Here is a 17,244-nt window from a genome sequence, read left to right on the forward strand (position 1 = left end):
TTCCTAATGGATAGTTCCTACAGGAAAGCTAGGTCGGGTCACTAGACGCCGACACCCTGATGCAAATTGCTCAGGACCACCTATCGTTACAGCTTTCCGTGTGTAAGGAAGCTCACGATATGCTGCGAAACCTACCACTCAGTGCTTCAGGCCGGTTGCGACTGCTCATCGGGGCAGCCTTATGCAGCCAACTGCTGATGCCTGCTTTAGCTTTGGCCGACCCCGCCTATGACGCGCTGATCATTCAGGCGCGCAACGGCAACTTCACCCCCGCCCTCACTCAATTGCGCCAACTGCCTGCCGAACGCCAGACGCCGGGGCAGATCAGCGATCACCTGGTGATTGCCGGCTGGGCCGGGCAGGACGCCGAAGTGCTGAAGGTGTACGAGGCCCAGGGCAAGAATCGCAACTTGAGCACCCAGGCGCTCGCCACGGTTGCGCGCACCTATCGCAACCAGAAGCAGTGGGCCCAGGCGACGGCGGTCTACAATCAAGCGCTGTTGCGTGAACCCAATAACGTCGATCTGCAGTTGGGCCTGGCGCTCACCCAGGCCGATGGTGGCCAGGTCGACGAAGCCGTGCGGCGCACCCGTGCGCTGGTGGCGGCCAACCCGAACGATCCCAACCGGCGCATGGCGCTGGGCTACGCGTTGACGCGTGCGGGCCTGAACTACGATGCACTGGCCGAATTCGACCACGCCTTCGTGTTGGCCGGTGACAAGCCCGAAGTCATCCGTGAATACAGCGTAGCCCTGCAAAAGGCTCGCCTGCCGGAGCCGGCGCTGCGGCTGTCGGCCAAACACCCGGGCGTCCTCGACCCTGTGACCCAACGTCGCCTGGAAGGCGACCTGGCCGCCGAGCGCGTGCGCATGGCCGAGTTCGCCACGCGCAGCGAGCAAGAACGCTACGTGGTCGCCGACCGCGCCCTCAAAGACTACGACCAACTGCTCGCCCGCTGGACCCCAGACCCCAGCGCCCATGACGACGTGGTGCGCTGGCGCATCGACCGCCTGGGCGCACTCAAGGCACGGGCGCGCATGGCCGACGTGATTCGCGAATACGAAACCCTCAAGGGCGAAGGCGTGCAATTGCCTACCTACGCCATCCGTTGGGTCGCCGCCGCTTACCTCGACCAGCGCGAGCCGGAAAAATCCGAGCCGCTGTACCGCCAGGCCCTGACCGCGCCGGACGCCGACCCGGCCGACCATGTCGAAGACAGCACGGCGCTGTTTTACGCGCTGCTGGAAAGCGACAGGGTGGAAGACGCTCGTGAGGTCGCCAACAACCTGGCCAACAGCCAGAACCCGCGTGTGGAACTCAAGGGCCTGCCTATCGGCAACCCGAATGACAGTTGGATGGACGCGCAACAACTGGCCGCCCAGGCCGGCACCTATGGCGGTGACCTGCCGGGCAGTGAGACCGGGCTCGAAGCCCTGGTACAAAAAGCCCCGGGCAACGTTGGCTTGCGCCTGGCCCAGGCCGATATGTACCGCGCCCGCGACTGGCCGCGCCGCGCCGAAGGCAGCCTGAAGGAAACCGAAGCCCAGTCGCCACGCGACATTGGCCTGGAAGTGTCCCAGGCCTACACCGCCATGGACCTTCAGGAGTGGCGCCAGATGGACGCGCTCACCGATGACGTGCTGGCGCGCAACCCCGACAACCGTCAGGTACAGCGCCTGAGCCGTCTGCGCGATGTGCACGACATGGCCGAGCTGCGTGTCGAGGCCTACACCGGCAAAAGCTTCGGCGGTGGCAACAACGGCGATGCCGGGGCCGTCTCGGGCAGCCGCGACTGGGGCATAGAAAGCCGGCTCTACACGCCGCCCATCGACGAAGACTGGCGCCTGTTCGCCGGTGCCGGCTATGCCCGTGCCGATTTTACCGAGGGCACCGGCCAGCATCGTTGGCAGACGGTAGGCGTGGAGCGGCGTACCCGTGACATGACCCTTGAAGCCGAGGTCTCCAACCATTCCTATGGCGATGGCTCCAAACAAGGCGCTGCGGTGTCGATTGCCCGCGACATCAACGACAACTGGCAATACGGCGGCAGCCTCGGCTACCTCCTGTCGACCACACCGCTGCGGGCGCTGAATGACGGCGTCACGGCCAATGGCGGCAGCGGTTTCATTCGCTGGCGCGCCAATGAAAGCCGCGAGTGGAAACTGTCCCTGAGCCCGTCCCACTTCAGCGACGGCAACAACCGGCTCGAAGCCTTGCTCAACGGTCGCGAGGGCATCTACAGCTCGTCCCATGTGCAAGTCGACCTGGGCCTGGAAGTGGGTGCCAGCCGCAACACCAAGGACGACACGGTGTACTTCAACCCCAAGTCGGACTTCACCGTGTTGCCTTCCGTCACGGTCAACCACGTGCTCTATCACCGCTATGAAACGCAGTGGAGCCAGCAGTTCCAGATCGGTGCAGGCACCTATACCCAGCGCGATTATTCCACCGGCGGCATTGGTTTGATTGGCTACGGCCAACGCTTTCGCTGGAACGACGTGCTGGACGTGGGCGCCAACCTCAGCCTGATCAGCCGACCTTACGACGGTGATCGCGAACGCGATCTGCGCCTGCTCGTCGACCTCAATTACCGTTTCTAGAAGAGCCTGACCATGACCGTCCTCAGCCGTTGCTTGTTGGTCCTGGGTGTATTGCTGGCCGGTGCCTGCGCCCAGCAACCCGCGCCCTATACTCCACCCGCCGAGCGCCCGGTGCCGCCGACCGAAGCGCCGTGGCCGAAAAACCATTTTCTGGGCATTGCCTACCATGACGTTGAAGACCGCGACCCCGACCAGGCGGTCGTGGCGGTGCGCACCGAGCGCCTGATTGACCAGTTGGCCTGGCTGCGCGAGAACGGTTACCAGCCGGTATCGGTCGACCAGATCCTGGCCGCACGCAGCGGTGGCCCGGCATTGCCGCCCAAAGCCATCATGCTCAGCTTCGACGACGGTTACTCCAGCTTCTACACCCGGGTGATGCCGATCCTGCGGGCTTACCACTGGCCGGCCATCCTGGCCCCGGTGGGGTATTGGATCGACACGCCGCTGAACAAACCGGTGGATTTCGCCGGCACCCCACGGGCGCGCTCCGACTTCCTCACTTGGCAGCAGGTGAAGGAAATCTCCCAGTCGGGCCTGGTTGAAATCGCGGCCCACACCGACGCCAGTCACACCGGCATCCTGGCCAACCCCCAAGGCAACCTGGAGCCGGCCGCTGCCACGCGTCGCTATGATGCCGCCACCGGCAAGTATGAAACCGAAGCTCAGTTCCAGGCGCGGATGCGTGCCGACGTCACCGCGATCTCCAACAAGTTGCGCGCGGTCACCGGCAAGGCGCCGCGTGTGTGGGTATGGCCTTACGGCGCGGCCGATGGCACTTCGTTGGCGGTGGTGGGCGAGCACGGTTACCAGATGGCCCTGACCCTGGATGACGGCCTCGACGACCTCGCCAACCTCAAGAGCAGCCCACGCTTTTTGGTGGCCTCCGACCCGGATGGCGAGCACTACGCCAATGCCATCGTCGGCGCCGAGACCAAGGCTTCGATGCGTGTGCTGCATGTGGACCTGGACAACGTCTACGACCCCGACCCGGCTCAGCAGGCACGCAACCTCGACGCGTTGATCCAGCGCGTGGTGGACATGGGCGTCAGCACCGTGTTCCTGCAAGCCTTCGCCGACCCGAAAGGCGATGGGCTGGTGCATTCGCTGTACTTCCCCAACCGTCACCTGCCGGTGCGCCAGGACCTGTTCAACCGTGTGACCTGGCAACTGCGCACCCGTGGCCACGTCAACATCTATGCGTGGATGCCGGTGCTTAGTTTCGCCCTGGACCCTGCGCTGCCGCGTGTGACCCGGTGGGACCCGCAGACCGGCCAGGTCGGCCTCGACCCAGACCAGTACAAGCGCCTGTCACCGTTTGATCCGGCAGTGCGCCAGCAGATCGGCGAGATTTACGAAGACCTGGCCCGCAACACCGCGATCGACGGCATCCTGTTCCACGATGACGCGCTGTTCTCCGACTTCGAAGACGCCAGCCCTGCCGCGCTCAAGGCCTATGCGGCCAACGGCCTGCCGGGCAGCATTGCCGCGCTGCGCGCAGACCCGGCGGTGATGCAACGCTGGACGCGCTTCAAGAGCCGCTACCTGATCGACTTCACCCAGGAGCTGACCGGCAAGGTCCGCGCCATCCGTGGGCCGCAGGTGCAGACCGCGCGCAATATCTTCGCCGAGCCGATGCTCAACCCTGGCAGCGAAACCTGGTTCGCGCAGAACCTCGATGACTTCCTCCAGACCTACGACTGGACTGCGCCGATGGCCATGCCGTTGATGGAAGGCGAGAGCCTGAAAAACTCCAACGCCTGGCTGGAAAAACTGGTGGCCACGGTCAAGGCGCGTCCCGGCGCGTTGCAACGCACCGTATTTGAACTGCAAGCCAAAGACTGGCGGACCAAGGAAGCGCCAGACATCGACGCCGCACAGATGGCGGAATGGATGGGGGTACTCAAACGCCAGGGGGTCAGGAGTTTTGGCTACTACCCGGATAACTTCCTGGAAAATTCCCCGGACTTGAAGACAGTGCGTCCGGCCCTTTCCAATCAATGGAACCCTTGACCATGTTCGACAGAATCCTGGCTTTATTCGTGTTGGCGCTGGTGTTGGGCGTGCCCCTGGGCCTGATTTTCCTGGTCACCGGCCAGTTCCTGATGGACTTCGTGTTTTTCTACCCGTTGTTCATGTCGGCGCTGTGGATCGCTGGCGGCCTGTATTTCTGGCTGCACTGGGAACGTCACTGGCCGTGGAAAGAGGACACCCCGGCGCCGACCCTGGCTGGTGACCCGCTGATCTCGATCATCATCCCTTGCTACAACGAGGGCGATAACGCGGCGGAGACCATCCACGCCGCGCTGGACCAGCTGTACCCGAACATCGAGGTGATCGCGGTCAACGACGGCTCCAAGGACAACACCGCCGCCGTGCTCGATGCCCTCGCGCTGGAAAACCCGCGCCTGCGTGTGCTGCACCTGGCGCAGAACCAGGGCAAGGCCGTGGCCCTGCGCATGGGTGCCGTGGCGGCGCGCAGTGAGTACCTGGTGTGCATCGACGGTGATGCGTTGCTGGATAAAAACGCGGCGGCCTACATGGTGGCGCCGATGCTCGACAACCCGCGCCTGGGCGCCGTGACCGGTAACCCACGGATCCGCACACGTTCGACCTTGATCGGCCGGGTGCAGGTGGGCGAGTTCTCTTCGATCATTGGTTTGATCAAGCGTACCCAGCGGGTGTTCGGCCGGATCTTCACGGTGTCGGGTGTGGTGGTGGCGTTTCGCAAGAAGGCGCTGGACCGCATCGACTACTGGAGCACCGACATGATCACCGAGGACATCGATGTCAGTTGGAAGCTGCAGCTCGATCACTGGGCCATCTTCTATGAGCCGCGTGCCCTGTGCTGGATCCTGATGCCCGAGACCGTCGGCGGCCTGTGGAAACAGCGCTTGCGTTGGGCCCAGGGCGGCGCCGAAGTGCTGTTCAAGAACATCCGCGGTATCTGGCAATGGCGCCACCGCTACCTGTGGCCGCTGCTGTTCGAATACTGCCTGTCCACCGGCTGGGCGTTTACCTTCCTGCTGTCGGTGATCTTCTGGGCGGTGGGCAAATTCGTGGTGCTGCCACCGGCGATCGCCGTGGACTCCCTGGTGCCTCCGGCCTTCACCGGCCTGGTGCTGGCCATGGTGTGCCTGGTGCAGTTTGCGGTGAGCATCATGATTGACCGTCGCTACGAAAAGGACCTGTGGAAAACCCTGTTCTGGACCGTGTGGTACCCGATGGTGTTCTGGCTGGTCAGCTTGTTCACCACCCTGGTCAGTTTTCCCAAGGTGCTGTTCAACCAACACCAGAAACGTGCGCGCTGGGTCAGCCCGGATCGCGGTATTAAACCTGCCGAAGAGGAGGCCTGATCATGAAACTGGTCAGAACTCGCCAGAATCGATTGATGTGGCTGGTTGACGTCGTGTTGACCCTGCTCGCCTGGGCCGGGTTGATCTGGCTGCTGGCGCGCGGGATCACCGCCATGCTGGAAACTCACGGTGGCCCGCGCATCGAGGCGCCGATCTTTGCGGCGCTCAATACCCTGCAGGTCTACCTGTGGATTGCCTTGCTCAACGCACTGATCCTGATCACCTGGGCGCGCTATCAACAGCGCCGTGGCCGCAAGTTCGCCCAGCGACGCGCCGAAGCCAATGCGCTCACCGACAAGACCTTGAGTGAGAGTTTCAAGCTGGGCGAGGGCGACCTCGAACAACTGCGCAGGCCGGGAGTGCTGGTGATCCACAACGACGAAGACGGCGGTGTGGAGGAAGTGAAGTCCCATGTGTCACGTGATGTGGAGCGGCCCGGGTTGACCCTGGTGCCGGGCCAGCAGAAAGACAAAGACATCGGCTGAACCCGCGCAAAGGGCTGTGGCGAACGGGGCAATCCCGCTCGCCACGCGAGTTCCCTGCCTATTCCCGATCAGATTTTGGAATTCCGATAAATGGGATCCAATTCACAAAACCTTCGCGAACTTTTCGCACTTTCCCGGTACTAACTTATCTCGGTGACAACTTGATGGCCAACTAATGGCCATTAACAAATTGTTTTCCGTATCGCTATCAAAACAGTCGCCGCTTGTCGGAATTAAAACTCCAGTTACAGGCGTCCTGTCTTTTTGATAAATTTTATTTGTTATTAATCAATGGCTTGAAGGTTTAATTAGTACGAATGTCCAACTAATCCGTTTTCTTGGATTCGTTGAAGTTCGATGTTAGTTTGCCGGCCCTTGATTTTCGATGGATCGAACATGTCTTTGTTACTGCCACGGACTCGGTATCTTCTGTGCACTTTCCTGCTCGCTTACATGAGTGTGAACAGCGCTGGGGCTGCGCCTACGCCGGGTGATCAGGACCTGATTCGTGAGCGGCAGAACCGCCTGCTCGAAGAGCAACGCCGGCGCCTCGAAGAGCTGCAGGACCTGCCCGGCAAGGACACCCGCTCCCAAGCCCCGGCGCTGCCTGCCGACACCCGTTGCTTCCCCATCAAAGACATCGAACTGCAAGGCGCCGACAGCCTGTCGGCCGCGGCCAAAGCGAGCCTGGTCAAACCCTACATCGGCCAATGCCTGGGCGTTTCGCAGCTCAATGAATTGCTCAAGGTCGTCACCGACTACTACATCGCCAAGGGCCGCGTCACCAGCCGCGCCTATTTGCCCCAGCAGGACCTCTCCACCGGCCACCTGCGCGTGCTGGTGGTGGAGGGCAAGCTCGAAGGCATCAAGGGCGCCCAGGGCAGCAACGTGACCGACCGTGAGCTGGCGATGGCCTTTCCCGGCAAGGTCGGCGAAGCGCTCAACCTGCGTGAGGTCGAGCAACTGGTGGACCAGCTCAGCCGCTTACCCTCCAAGCAAGCGCAGATGGAACTGACCCCTGGCAGCGAAATCGGCGGCAGTGAAGTACTGGTCAAGAACGTGCCGCAAAAGCCTTGGCGCGCTAGCCTGTCGCGCAACAACGACGGCCAGCGCAGTACTGGCGAACAGCAATGGGGCGCGGGCCTGGAGTGGGACAGCCCGCTGGGCCTGGCGGATCAGTTGGTGCTGCGTGGCGGCCATGACGCCATCAGCGACCACCAGAAAACCTCGAAGAACAGCATGCTCTACTACAACCTGCCGTGGGGTTGGTGGAACTTCAGCTACGCCTACAGCGAGAGCGAATACCGCACGCCGGGCGCGGTCGATGACTTCAAGTACAAGCAATGGGGCGAAAGCCAGAACCACCAATTGCGCGCCGAACGCGTAGTGCACCGTGACGACGTGAGCAAGACCTCGGTCAACGTCGGCCTGACCCATCTGCGCACCAACAACTACATCAATGACACGCGCCTGGACGTGAGCAGCAACCGCCTCAGTGAGTTCCAAGTGGGCGTCAGCCACGGGCGCCGCATCGCCAGCGCGTTCGTCAACCTCGATGTGGGCATGCAGAACGGTATTGGCGCTTTCGATGCCCAGAGCAACACGCAGTTTCGCGATGGTTTCGGCAACCTCACGCCCACCACGCACTACCGCAAATACACCGCCACCGTCAGTTACCTGCAACCGTTCGCCTTGTGGGGCGAGTCGTTCACCTTCACCAGCCTGGCCACCGGGCAACGCAGTGAAGACGTGTTGTACGCGCCGCAACGCATGAGCCTCGGCGGTTCGTATTCGGTGCGCGGGTTCAAGGACCAGCAACTGACCGGTGACAGCGGCGGCTACTGGCGCAACGACCTGCGCTGGACCCGCCCAGTGAACGTCGCCTGGCTGCGCCCGGCGTTCCTCGAATACGGCGCCGGCGTCGGCTACGACCAGGGCGTGATCCGCAACGACCGTTACAACGACACCCAGCATGGCCGGGTGTCGAGCAACTCCGTGGAGTTGTTCGCGCGGGGCAAATACGTCAGCACCAGCGTGACGTTTGCCCATTCCCTGGAGCGACCTGGCGTGATGACCGAGCGCGAAGCGCCGATCTATTTGCGCCTGGATGTCTTCCTGTAATTCAACGCCCGCTGCCTTGAGATTTAAGAATATGGATGTTCGCCCCTCTTTTGCCCTGAAAAGCCTGTCCCAACGCGGCCTGGCTCTGATCCTGGCCAATGCGCTGTTCTGGCAGCCACTGCTGGCCCAGGCCGACGGCATCGTGGTCAGCGGCCCTGGTACCACTGTGGGCCAGGCGGGCAACGGCGTGCCGGTGGTGAACATCGCCACGCCCAATGGCAGTGGCTTGTCCCACAACCAGTTCAAGGATTACAACGTCGGCCCCAATGGCGTGATCCTCAACAACGCCACCGGCATGGTGCAAAGCACGCAGCTGGGCGGGATCATCGTGGGCAACCCGAACCTCAAGGGTGGTGCTGCGAACGTCATCCTCAACGAAGTCAACGGCGGCAGCCCCAGCCAACTGCGTGGCTACACCGAAGTGGCAGGCCAGTCGGCCAAGGTCATCGTCGCCAACCCCTACGGCATCACGTGCAACGGCTGCGGTTTCATCAACACCCCCAACGTCACCCTGACCACCGGCAAGCCGATCATCGACAAAGCCGGCCGCCTGGACCATTACCAGGTGGACGGTGGCGCAGTGACCATCGACGGCAAGGGCTTGAACGCGAGCAACGTCGACCGCTTCGAGATCATCACCCGTTCGGCCAAGATCAATGCGCAGATCAACGCACGTCAGCTCACGGTGATCGCCGGGCGCAATGACGTCGATGCCCAAAGCCTGAAAACCACCACCCGCGCCGACGACGGCAGCGCCAAGCCGGAACTGGCCATCGACTCGTCGGCCCTGGGCGGCATGTACGCGGGCGCGATCAAGCTGGTGGGCACCGAAGCCGGTGTGGGCGTGAAACTCGATGGCACGCTCGCCGCCAGTGGCGGCGACATCCAGCTCGACGCCAACGGCCACCTGAGCATGGCCCAGGCCGCCTCCAGCGGCGCAGTGGACATCAAGGCCGCCAGCCTCGACGCACAAGGCCCGATCTACGCCGGCACCACGCTCAAGGCACAGACCAAGGGCGAGCTGAAAAACCGCAAGACCCTCGCTGCACGCGACAGCATCACCCTGGCCAGCAACGGCCAATTGACCAACAACGGCATCATCGAGGCTGGCGTCAACGCCGATAACACCCGCAACGCCGGTGGCGACGTGAAGCTCGACAGCCAGCACCTCACCAACACCGGCACGGTGATCGCCAACCGCAACCTCACCGCCAACGCCGCGCAAACTCTAACCAACCAAGGCGGTACCTTGAGTGCCAAGCAGGCCTTGAAGGCCACCGCCGATACGGTCGACAACCAGAACAAAGGTCGACTGCTCAGTGACAACACCCTGAGCGTCACCAGTGCGCAGCTCAACAACAGCCATGAAGGCGTGATTTCCAGCGACGGCGCGCAAACACTCACCGTCAGCGGTGTGCTGGACAACAGCCAGGGCGGCTCCATCGACAGCACCGGCGCCTTCGAACTGCACGGCAATACCCTGGACAACAGCGCCGGCAGCCTCACTGGCGCCAGCACCATCACCCTGGATCTGCTCGGCAACCTGATCAACCAGAACGCCAAGCTGGCAAGTGCCGGCGCATTGCTGATCAAACACGCCGATCACATCGACAATCAGGGCGGCAAGTTCACCAGCCAGGGCCTGCTGACCCTGTTCGCTAACAGCGTCGATAACAGCAACAACGGCACCCTGGCCGCCAACGATGGCTTGGCCCTGACGGTGGGCGGCCTGTTGCAAAACGGTGGCAATGGCCTGATCCACAGTGAAAAGGCTGGCGTCAACTTGACCGTCGGCACGTTGGAAAACGACGGCGGGCGGATCACCGCCAAAGCCGGGGATGCTGTCGTCGATGCCACCGCGTTCAACAACGGCGGCGGCTATCTGTTTGCCCGCGACCGCGTGCGCCTGGGCGGCATGAATGTCGATAACGGTGGCGAGATCGCCGGCAATCAGATCGACGTCAGCCTGCGCGGCGCCCTGACCAACCGTGGCTTGATCGAAAGCGCCACGACCCTCGACGTCGACACCGCCAGCCTGAACAACAGTGGTCAGATGCGCGCGTTGGGCGCCACGGGCAAGACCCGCTACGCCATCGGCGGCTTGCTGGCCAACAGCGGCAAACTCGAAACCGCCAACAACGAGTTGAGTCTCGCCGCGGGCACGTTCAACAACGTCAGCGGCAGCGTGCTGCACGTGGGTAAGGGCACGCTCGACCTTAGCGGCATCAGCCTCGACGACGTGGGCGGCAGCCTGGTGACCCAGGGTGACCTGACCCTCGACAGAGCCAGCTGGACCAACAGCACTGCGATCCAGGCCGGGCAGTTGACCGTCAACGTCGGCAACCTGCAGCAGACCGCTACCGGCAAATTGCTCGGCACCCGCGCCTTGGTCGGCAACGGCCAGGACTGGACCCTGGCAGGCACCGTGGCCAGCCAGGGCACGCTCGACCTGAACGTCGGCAGCCTGCTCAATGACCATGGCCTGGTCTTCAGCGGGGGTGACATGAGCCTGCGCGTCGACCGCCTGAAAAACATCGCCGCCGATATCTACGCCATGGGCAACCTGCGCATTGACCGCGACGGTCAGGGTGGATTGGCCAGCAGCATCATCAACAGCTCCTCCACGATCCAGGCCGACGGCAATCTGAGCCTGGCTGCCGGTTCGATCCAGAACATCCGTACCGTGCTCACCACCGAGTCCGGTATCTACAGCGCTTCGATCACCCCTACGCCTTGCATCGAAGGCGTGACCGGTGGCGACTGCGACGGCGGCAAGCAGAACCGTCCGTTCCTGATTACTCAGCGCGATCGCTTCATCGTCAGCGATGCGACGGCGGGCTCCGCCATCACCTCGGGCGGCAACCTGTTGCTCACCGGCGGCGAGTTGCTCAACAGCAGCAGTAGCATTGCGGCGGGGGGCAACCTGACGGCCGCGGTCAACCAACTGACCAACGTCGGCGTCGTGACCCATGACACCGAATACCAACGCATCTTCACCTCTGAACGTGAGCGCAACCCAGACGGCTGGTACCGCGCAGCGGCGGCCTTCACCCAGCAATATTCGGCAGGCGGCGCGAAGTACGATCCGAAGAACCTTGGCGGCCTGGAGGCGGCCATGGCGTCGTTCATTGGCCAGATGGAAAGCGAACAGACCGGGCTGCGCAAAACCACCGAGTTGAGCACGCCTGACCAACGTTACGGCGCAGTGATCCAGGCCGGCGGTGCGGTGGATGTGAAGGCCCAGGCCGGCATCGACAACAGCGTGGTCCGTGGCGGCTACACCTACGTCGGCAGCGGTGCGACGACCGGCGGCGCCACAGGCTACTCGACGCAGATCAACCTCAACGCACAATTGCCGGCCGACGTGGCCCAGCAGCAGGTCAATCCGCTTGGCCTGCCAGGATTCAACCTGCCCACCGGGCAAAACGGTTTGTTCCACCTCAACGATGGCAACGGCGTGAGTGGCCTGCCCACCAGCCAGTTCGCGGCCAACCCGCACAAATACCTGATCGAAACCAACCCGCTGCTCACCGACATGCGTCAGTTCATGAGTTCGGATTACATGCTGGCCAAGCTCGGCTATGACCCCGACACGGCGCAACGTCGCCTGGGCGATGGTTTCTACGAGCAACGCCTGATCCAGCAGGCGGTGCTCGCCCGTACCGGCCAGCGTTTCATCGACGGCCAGACCAGCGACGCCGACCTGTTCAAGCACCTGATGGACAACGCCATCAGCAGCAAGGACGCCCTTAACCTGTCGGTGGGCGTGAGCCTCACCGCCGAGCAAGTGGCGGCGCTGACCCACGATATCGTGTGGATGGAAAACGTCACGGTTGCCGGCCAGCAGGTCCTGGTACCGGTGCTCTACCTGGCCCAGGCCAACAACCGTCTGGCCCCCAACGGCGCGCTGATTACCGGCAACGACATCAGCCTGCTGGCGGGCAGCAACCTGACCAACGTCGGCACCTTGCGTGCCACGGGCAGCCTGTTGGCGAGTGCTGGGCGCGACATGAGCAACGCCGGCTTGATGGAAGCCGGTGGCCGCCTCGACCTGCTGGCTGGCAATACCTTGAGCAACCGGGCCGGTGGTGTGATCGCCGGGCATGAGGTCACTCTGGCCGCACGCGGCGACCTGCTCAACGAGCGCACGGTCACTACTCACCAGAGCGCCAGTGCTTACCGTGCCGAGCGTTCGGATTTCGCCGACAACGCCGCACGTATCGAATCGGCCAGTGCCCTGACCCTGCAAGCCGGCCGCAACATCAACAACGTCGGTGGCGCGCTCAGCAGCGGCACCGATACCACCACCCAGGCGGTGGGCGACGTAAATATCGTCGCCGCGCAAACCCAGAACAGCAGCGTGATCGGTACTCGCTCGCGCCAGGCCAGCATTACCCAGCAGGGGTCGGTCATCCAGGCCGGGCAGGACATGAAGGTGACGTCCGGGCAGGACGTGAACATCGCCGCCAGCCAGCTTGAAGCCAAGCGCGACGTGGCCGTCGTGGCCACCGGCAACCTCAATGTCATCAGCGCCGCCAACGAACAGCACTCGGCGTACAACTCGAAGAAGGTCAAGAGCATTGAGGACCACGTGCAGCAGGTGTCTTCCGTGCTCAAGGCCGGCGGCGATGCCAACCTGAGTGCAGGTCAAGACCTGCAACTGGTCGCGAGCCAGGTGAATGCGGGCAACGAAGCGTACCTGGTGGCCGGCAAGAACCTCAGCCTCAAGAGCGCCGAAGATCACGACTACAGCTTCTTCAGCAAGACCAAGAAGACGTCCCAGGGCAAGTCATTCCGCCTCGACGAAACCGACGCGGTAAACAACGTCGGCAGCCTGGTCAGCGCGGGTACGCACAGCACGGTGGTAGCCGGTGAGAACCTGTTGCTGGCAGGCAGTGCCGTCACCGCTGAAAAAGGCACAACGCAATTGGTGGCTGGTGGGGATGTGAACATCCTGGCGGTGAGCAATTCCGACAGCGCCCGCCATGAACGCAAGGACAGTAAAAGCAGCTGGGGCGGGCTGAAATCAAGCAAGGTCGAGGACCAGGTCAACGAAAAACGCACCACCGCGATGGGCAGCATGGTCTCGGGTGAAACGGTCACTGTGGCCGCCCAGCGTGATGCGACGGTCACCGGTTCCTCCCTGGTCAGCACCGGCGACCTCGCCGTACAAGCCGGCCGTGACCTGACCATTGATGCGGCGCAAAACACCTTTGCCCGCACCGACATGCACAAGGAAAAGAACCGCGACCTCACCGGCGTGTTGACCGGCAACAAGCTCGGCCTGGATGACCTTACCGGTAACCAGCACCTGTACATCAACAGCTCGAAACACAACGGCACCGCCAATGAAATGACCTTGACCGGCAGCACCATTGGCTCAAGCGCAGGCAATGTGTCGCTGACGGCGGGGCGTGAGTTGTCGGTGGTGGCCAGTGACTTGGTGAGTACCAAGAGCATGGCGCTGACGGGCTCCAATGTGAACATTGTGGCGGGGGCTGAAACTGCTCGGCAAACGTCGCAGGACAGTTCCAGGAGCCTGGCGGTCGGCCGGGTGATCGGTGGCGCGGTGGTGGACACGGCGCGCAGCATTCGGGATGCGACCGAGGCGGCGAAGAGTGCCGATGACCCACGCCTCAAAGCGGTGAAAATCGCCCAGGCCGCCCTCGCCGCCTATAACCTAGGCGGCCAGGCCTCGGACGCCAATGACCAGAGCACTGGCTTCAAAGACAAGCAGGGCGGCAGCCCGAGCAATGGTTCGCTGATCAAGATCGGCACGGAACTGGCCAATAACCGCAGCAAGAACAGCAGCGAGTTCAACAGCGTCACGGCCAAGCAAAGCACGCTCAACGCAGGGGAAGAGCTGTCGGTGGTTGCCACGGGCACGGCTGCGGGGACTCAAGGCGATATCCAGATCACCGGCAGCGCCTTGAAAGCCGCCAATACGCTGTTGCTGGCGAAAAACACTGTGCTGATGCAGAGCGCGCAAAATACCGCGGATCGCAAGAACGAAGGGTCGAGCAACAAAACCGCGATTGGTGCCAGTTTCAACATTGGCGAGCAAAACGGTTTCACCCTGGACCTGGGGGCCCAAGGTGCCAAGAACAATGGCAATGGTAATTCCATCACCCAGGTCAACAGCACCCTCGACACCGGAAGTCTGCTGTTGCAAAGCGGTGGTGATACCACCCTCAAAGGTGCCCAGGTTCGTGCCGACAGCATCAAGGCGGATATTGGCGGCAACCTGAATATCATCTCGTTGCAGGACACCGAGTCCTCACGCAGCAAGCAAAGCAGTGGCGGCTTCGGTGCGAGTATTTGTATTCCACCGTTCTGCTATGGCTCCACCGTTGCGGGTTCTGTGAACCTTGCTGCCGCCAAGACGAACAGCGATTACAAGGGCGTGACCGATCAGAGTGGGCTGTTTGCGGGTGCAGGCGGCTACGACATCAATGTCGGCAAGACCACCACCTTGCAGGGTGCTGTCATTGCCAGTGAGGCGTCCGCTGATAAGAATCGGCTCAGCACTGATCGTCTGATCGTCAGCGATATCAAAAATGTCAGCGAGATCAAGAGCCAGTCTGCCGGTATTTCGGTGTCTTCAAGCAGTGCCGGTGGCGCCTCGATGGGCGGCAGCATTCCGCTGGCTCTCAAAGATGAAGAGCGTAGTCATACCCGCAGCGCAGTCAGCGAAGGCTCGATTGTGGTTCGCAACCCGGAAGGCGCAAATGACCTGGTGGGCCTCAACCGCGACACCGCCAATGCCAATCAGAAACTCGACAGGCCGGATGAAAAGGCCATGCAGGAGCGCATTGACCTGATTCAAAGCTCGGCGCAATTGGCCAGCGGTGTGATCAGTGCAGTGGGCAAGGCGAAAGCGGATGAGGCCAAGGCCCTGGCCGATCGGGCGAAAGTCCAGACCGAGGCTGGCTCTGCGGATGCAGCGGCGACGACGCAAGCGGCCAACGCTGCTTACACCGAGGCTCAACGCTGGCAGGTGGGAGGCGACAAGCGTCTGATGGCGGACATCGCGTCTGGCCTGATCGCCGCAGGCCTGGGTGGGGCGCCCGTGGGGACCAGCGTGGGTATCGTGGCCAACACCGCTTCCAGCGACATCTTCAACAAAATTGGCGATTACGCTCAGTCGCGTGCCAATGATCCCAAGTTGGATGCCGCCACCCGAGCGGCTTGGGCAGAAGGTGGTGCGGCGCGTGTGATGTTGCACGCGTTGGCCGGTGCCGCTATCGGGCTGTCAAGTGGCAACGTGCAAAGTGGCGCGCTGGGTGCGGGCGCCTCGGCGGCCTTGATGCCAAGCATTGCGGCGGCATTGGGCAAAAATGGCATCAAAGGGGCAGACCAGGATGCGTTGGCTGCGCTGGTGGCAGTGGGTGTGGGAGCAACGGTCGGCGGCGGTCGTGGATCGACGGGAGCGTTGGTTGCAGGAACTACGGCAGGTGCCGTCGACCAATACAATCGACAAGCGCACCCCACCGAAGCGCGCCTCATACAAAAAGAGGCCGATAATCTGGCGGCGCAGGCCGGAATATCCCCGGCCGAAGCGGAACGGCGCATGGCCGCAGCGTTGGCGTTCTATACCGACAAAGGATGGGGCGCGACGATTGATAAAGCCGGTGAAAGCCAGTTCGATCCGCTGACCCTGAAGCATCTGGGCGAAGCGTTGGCACCGCTGGCGGCGATCTACGACAACAGTGCTTTGTACCCCGAAGGAACGCGCCGATCCTACAGCGGCGACGAAACCGTCAACCTGCTGAAGAACTTCAGTACCACGCATGCCAGCGAGTACAGAAACGGCAACATCAACATCAGCTACCTGGGCGACCCCGACACTTACAACAGCGCCGGGTTGGTGGACTATTACAAAGCCAATCTGGATTACCGGGACAAAGTCTCTGGAGGCAGCGCCCAAGGCAGTTCCGCGGGCATCGGGCGTAGCGTGCTGGAGGTGGCCCAAGGCATGAGCTCGCTGTTCAAGCTTGCCCTGGGCGGTAATTCATTGGAGGAAGCCAACAAACTGATCAGTCCTTTTGTGGACCCGTCCACCGATATCATTAATGACTGGAGGACTCAGTACGGCGGCCAAGGTCTGGTGTTTGGTCTGCAGGGCAATGACTACGAGCAGTACGCAAGGAACACCAAGATCGGTGCGGATGTATTGCTGATGGGGTTGCCTGGCCCTGCAGGCAAGACAAGACAGTTGGAAAAGGTCGCGGAAGCGGCGAAGGCAGAAGGTAAACTGGCGCAACAGGTCCATGACCTCGAGCTGGCGTTGCCTCCGGAAAAGCCGACGGGCTACAGCGTTGCGTTTGAAACGGCCCTGGACCCGGCTGACTTCGGTCGCAGTCGAAATGTGCATTTCAACAGGTCCAATGCTGCGCTGGACAATGCAATGAAAATGGATTCGGCGTTTGCAGAAATGATGGAAACATTGATCCCTAACGTTCAGTCCTCGGTTGCGAAGGTCGGCGGCCGCGCGACGCCAGCGGGATGGACATGGGAACATGCGTCGTCGTCGGTTGCTTTCAATCAGGAAGGCATCATGCGATTAGTCCCGAGCGCGCAGCACACGCCAGGCTCTCCCTGGTGGCGGGTTCTTCACCCTGATCCCGGCGCGGCGGGCGGCTATTCTGAATGGGCCATTCCACGGGGCGCCCCAAAAAATTAGGA

At 62.3% G+C, this 17,244-nt stretch carries 6 protein-coding genes; all 6 read left to right on the forward strand.

What is annotated here, in order from left to right; genetic code table 11:
• Window positions 1-119: 119 nt before the first annotated feature.
• The 6 genes from pgaA to AC07SU_RS01865 all read left to right on the forward strand — a co-directional run bounded on the left by pgaA (window position 120) and on the right by AC07SU_RS01865 (window position 17,242).
• Window positions 120-2,600: a poly-beta-1,6 N-acetyl-D-glucosamine export porin PgaA gene (gene pgaA / locus AC07SU_RS01840; RefSeq protein ID WP_494996037.1), complete on the forward strand. Its 2,481-nt coding sequence runs from the start codon at window positions 120-122 to the stop codon at window positions 2,598-2,600.
• A gap of 12 nt (window positions 2,601-2,612) precedes the next feature.
• Complete coding sequence (gene pgaB, locus AC07SU_RS01845) at window positions 2,613-4,610, forward strand: poly-beta-1,6-N-acetyl-D-glucosamine N-deacetylase PgaB (protein WP_176997426.1); 1,998 nt, start codon at window positions 2,613-2,615, stop codon at window positions 4,608-4,610.
• Between the two features lie 2 nt (window positions 4,611-4,612).
• Window positions 4,613-5,953 carry a poly-beta-1,6-N-acetyl-D-glucosamine synthase gene (pgaC, locus tag AC07SU_RS01850; RefSeq protein ID WP_176997425.1) on the forward strand — a complete coding sequence of 447 codons (1,341 nt, stop codon included), beginning with the start codon at window positions 4,613-4,615 and terminating at the stop codon, window positions 5,951-5,953.
• A 2-nt stretch (window positions 5,954-5,955) separates the two neighbouring features.
• Window positions 5,956-6,438: a poly-beta-1,6-N-acetyl-D-glucosamine biosynthesis protein PgaD gene (pgaD, locus tag AC07SU_RS01855; RefSeq protein ID WP_176997424.1), complete on the forward strand. Its 483-nt coding sequence runs from the start codon at window positions 5,956-5,958 to the stop codon at window positions 6,436-6,438.
• Window positions 6,439-6,834: 396 nt separating this feature from the next.
• The gene (locus AC07SU_RS01860) at window positions 6,835-8,559 is read left to right on the forward strand and encodes a ShlB/FhaC/HecB family hemolysin secretion/activation protein (RefSeq protein WP_494996038.1); all 1,725 of its coding nucleotides are present in this window, start codon (window positions 6,835-6,837) and stop codon (window positions 8,557-8,559) included.
• A 31-nt stretch (window positions 8,560-8,590) separates the two neighbouring features.
• The gene (locus AC07SU_RS01865) at window positions 8,591-17,242 is read left to right on the forward strand and encodes a two-partner secretion domain-containing protein (protein ID WP_494996039.1); all 8,652 of its coding nucleotides are present in this window, start codon (window positions 8,591-8,593) and stop codon (window positions 17,240-17,242) included.
• The last annotated feature ends 2 nt before the right edge of the window (window positions 17,243-17,244 follow it).

This window comes from Pseudomonas sp. GW821-FHT05H12 (assembly GCF_059419385.1).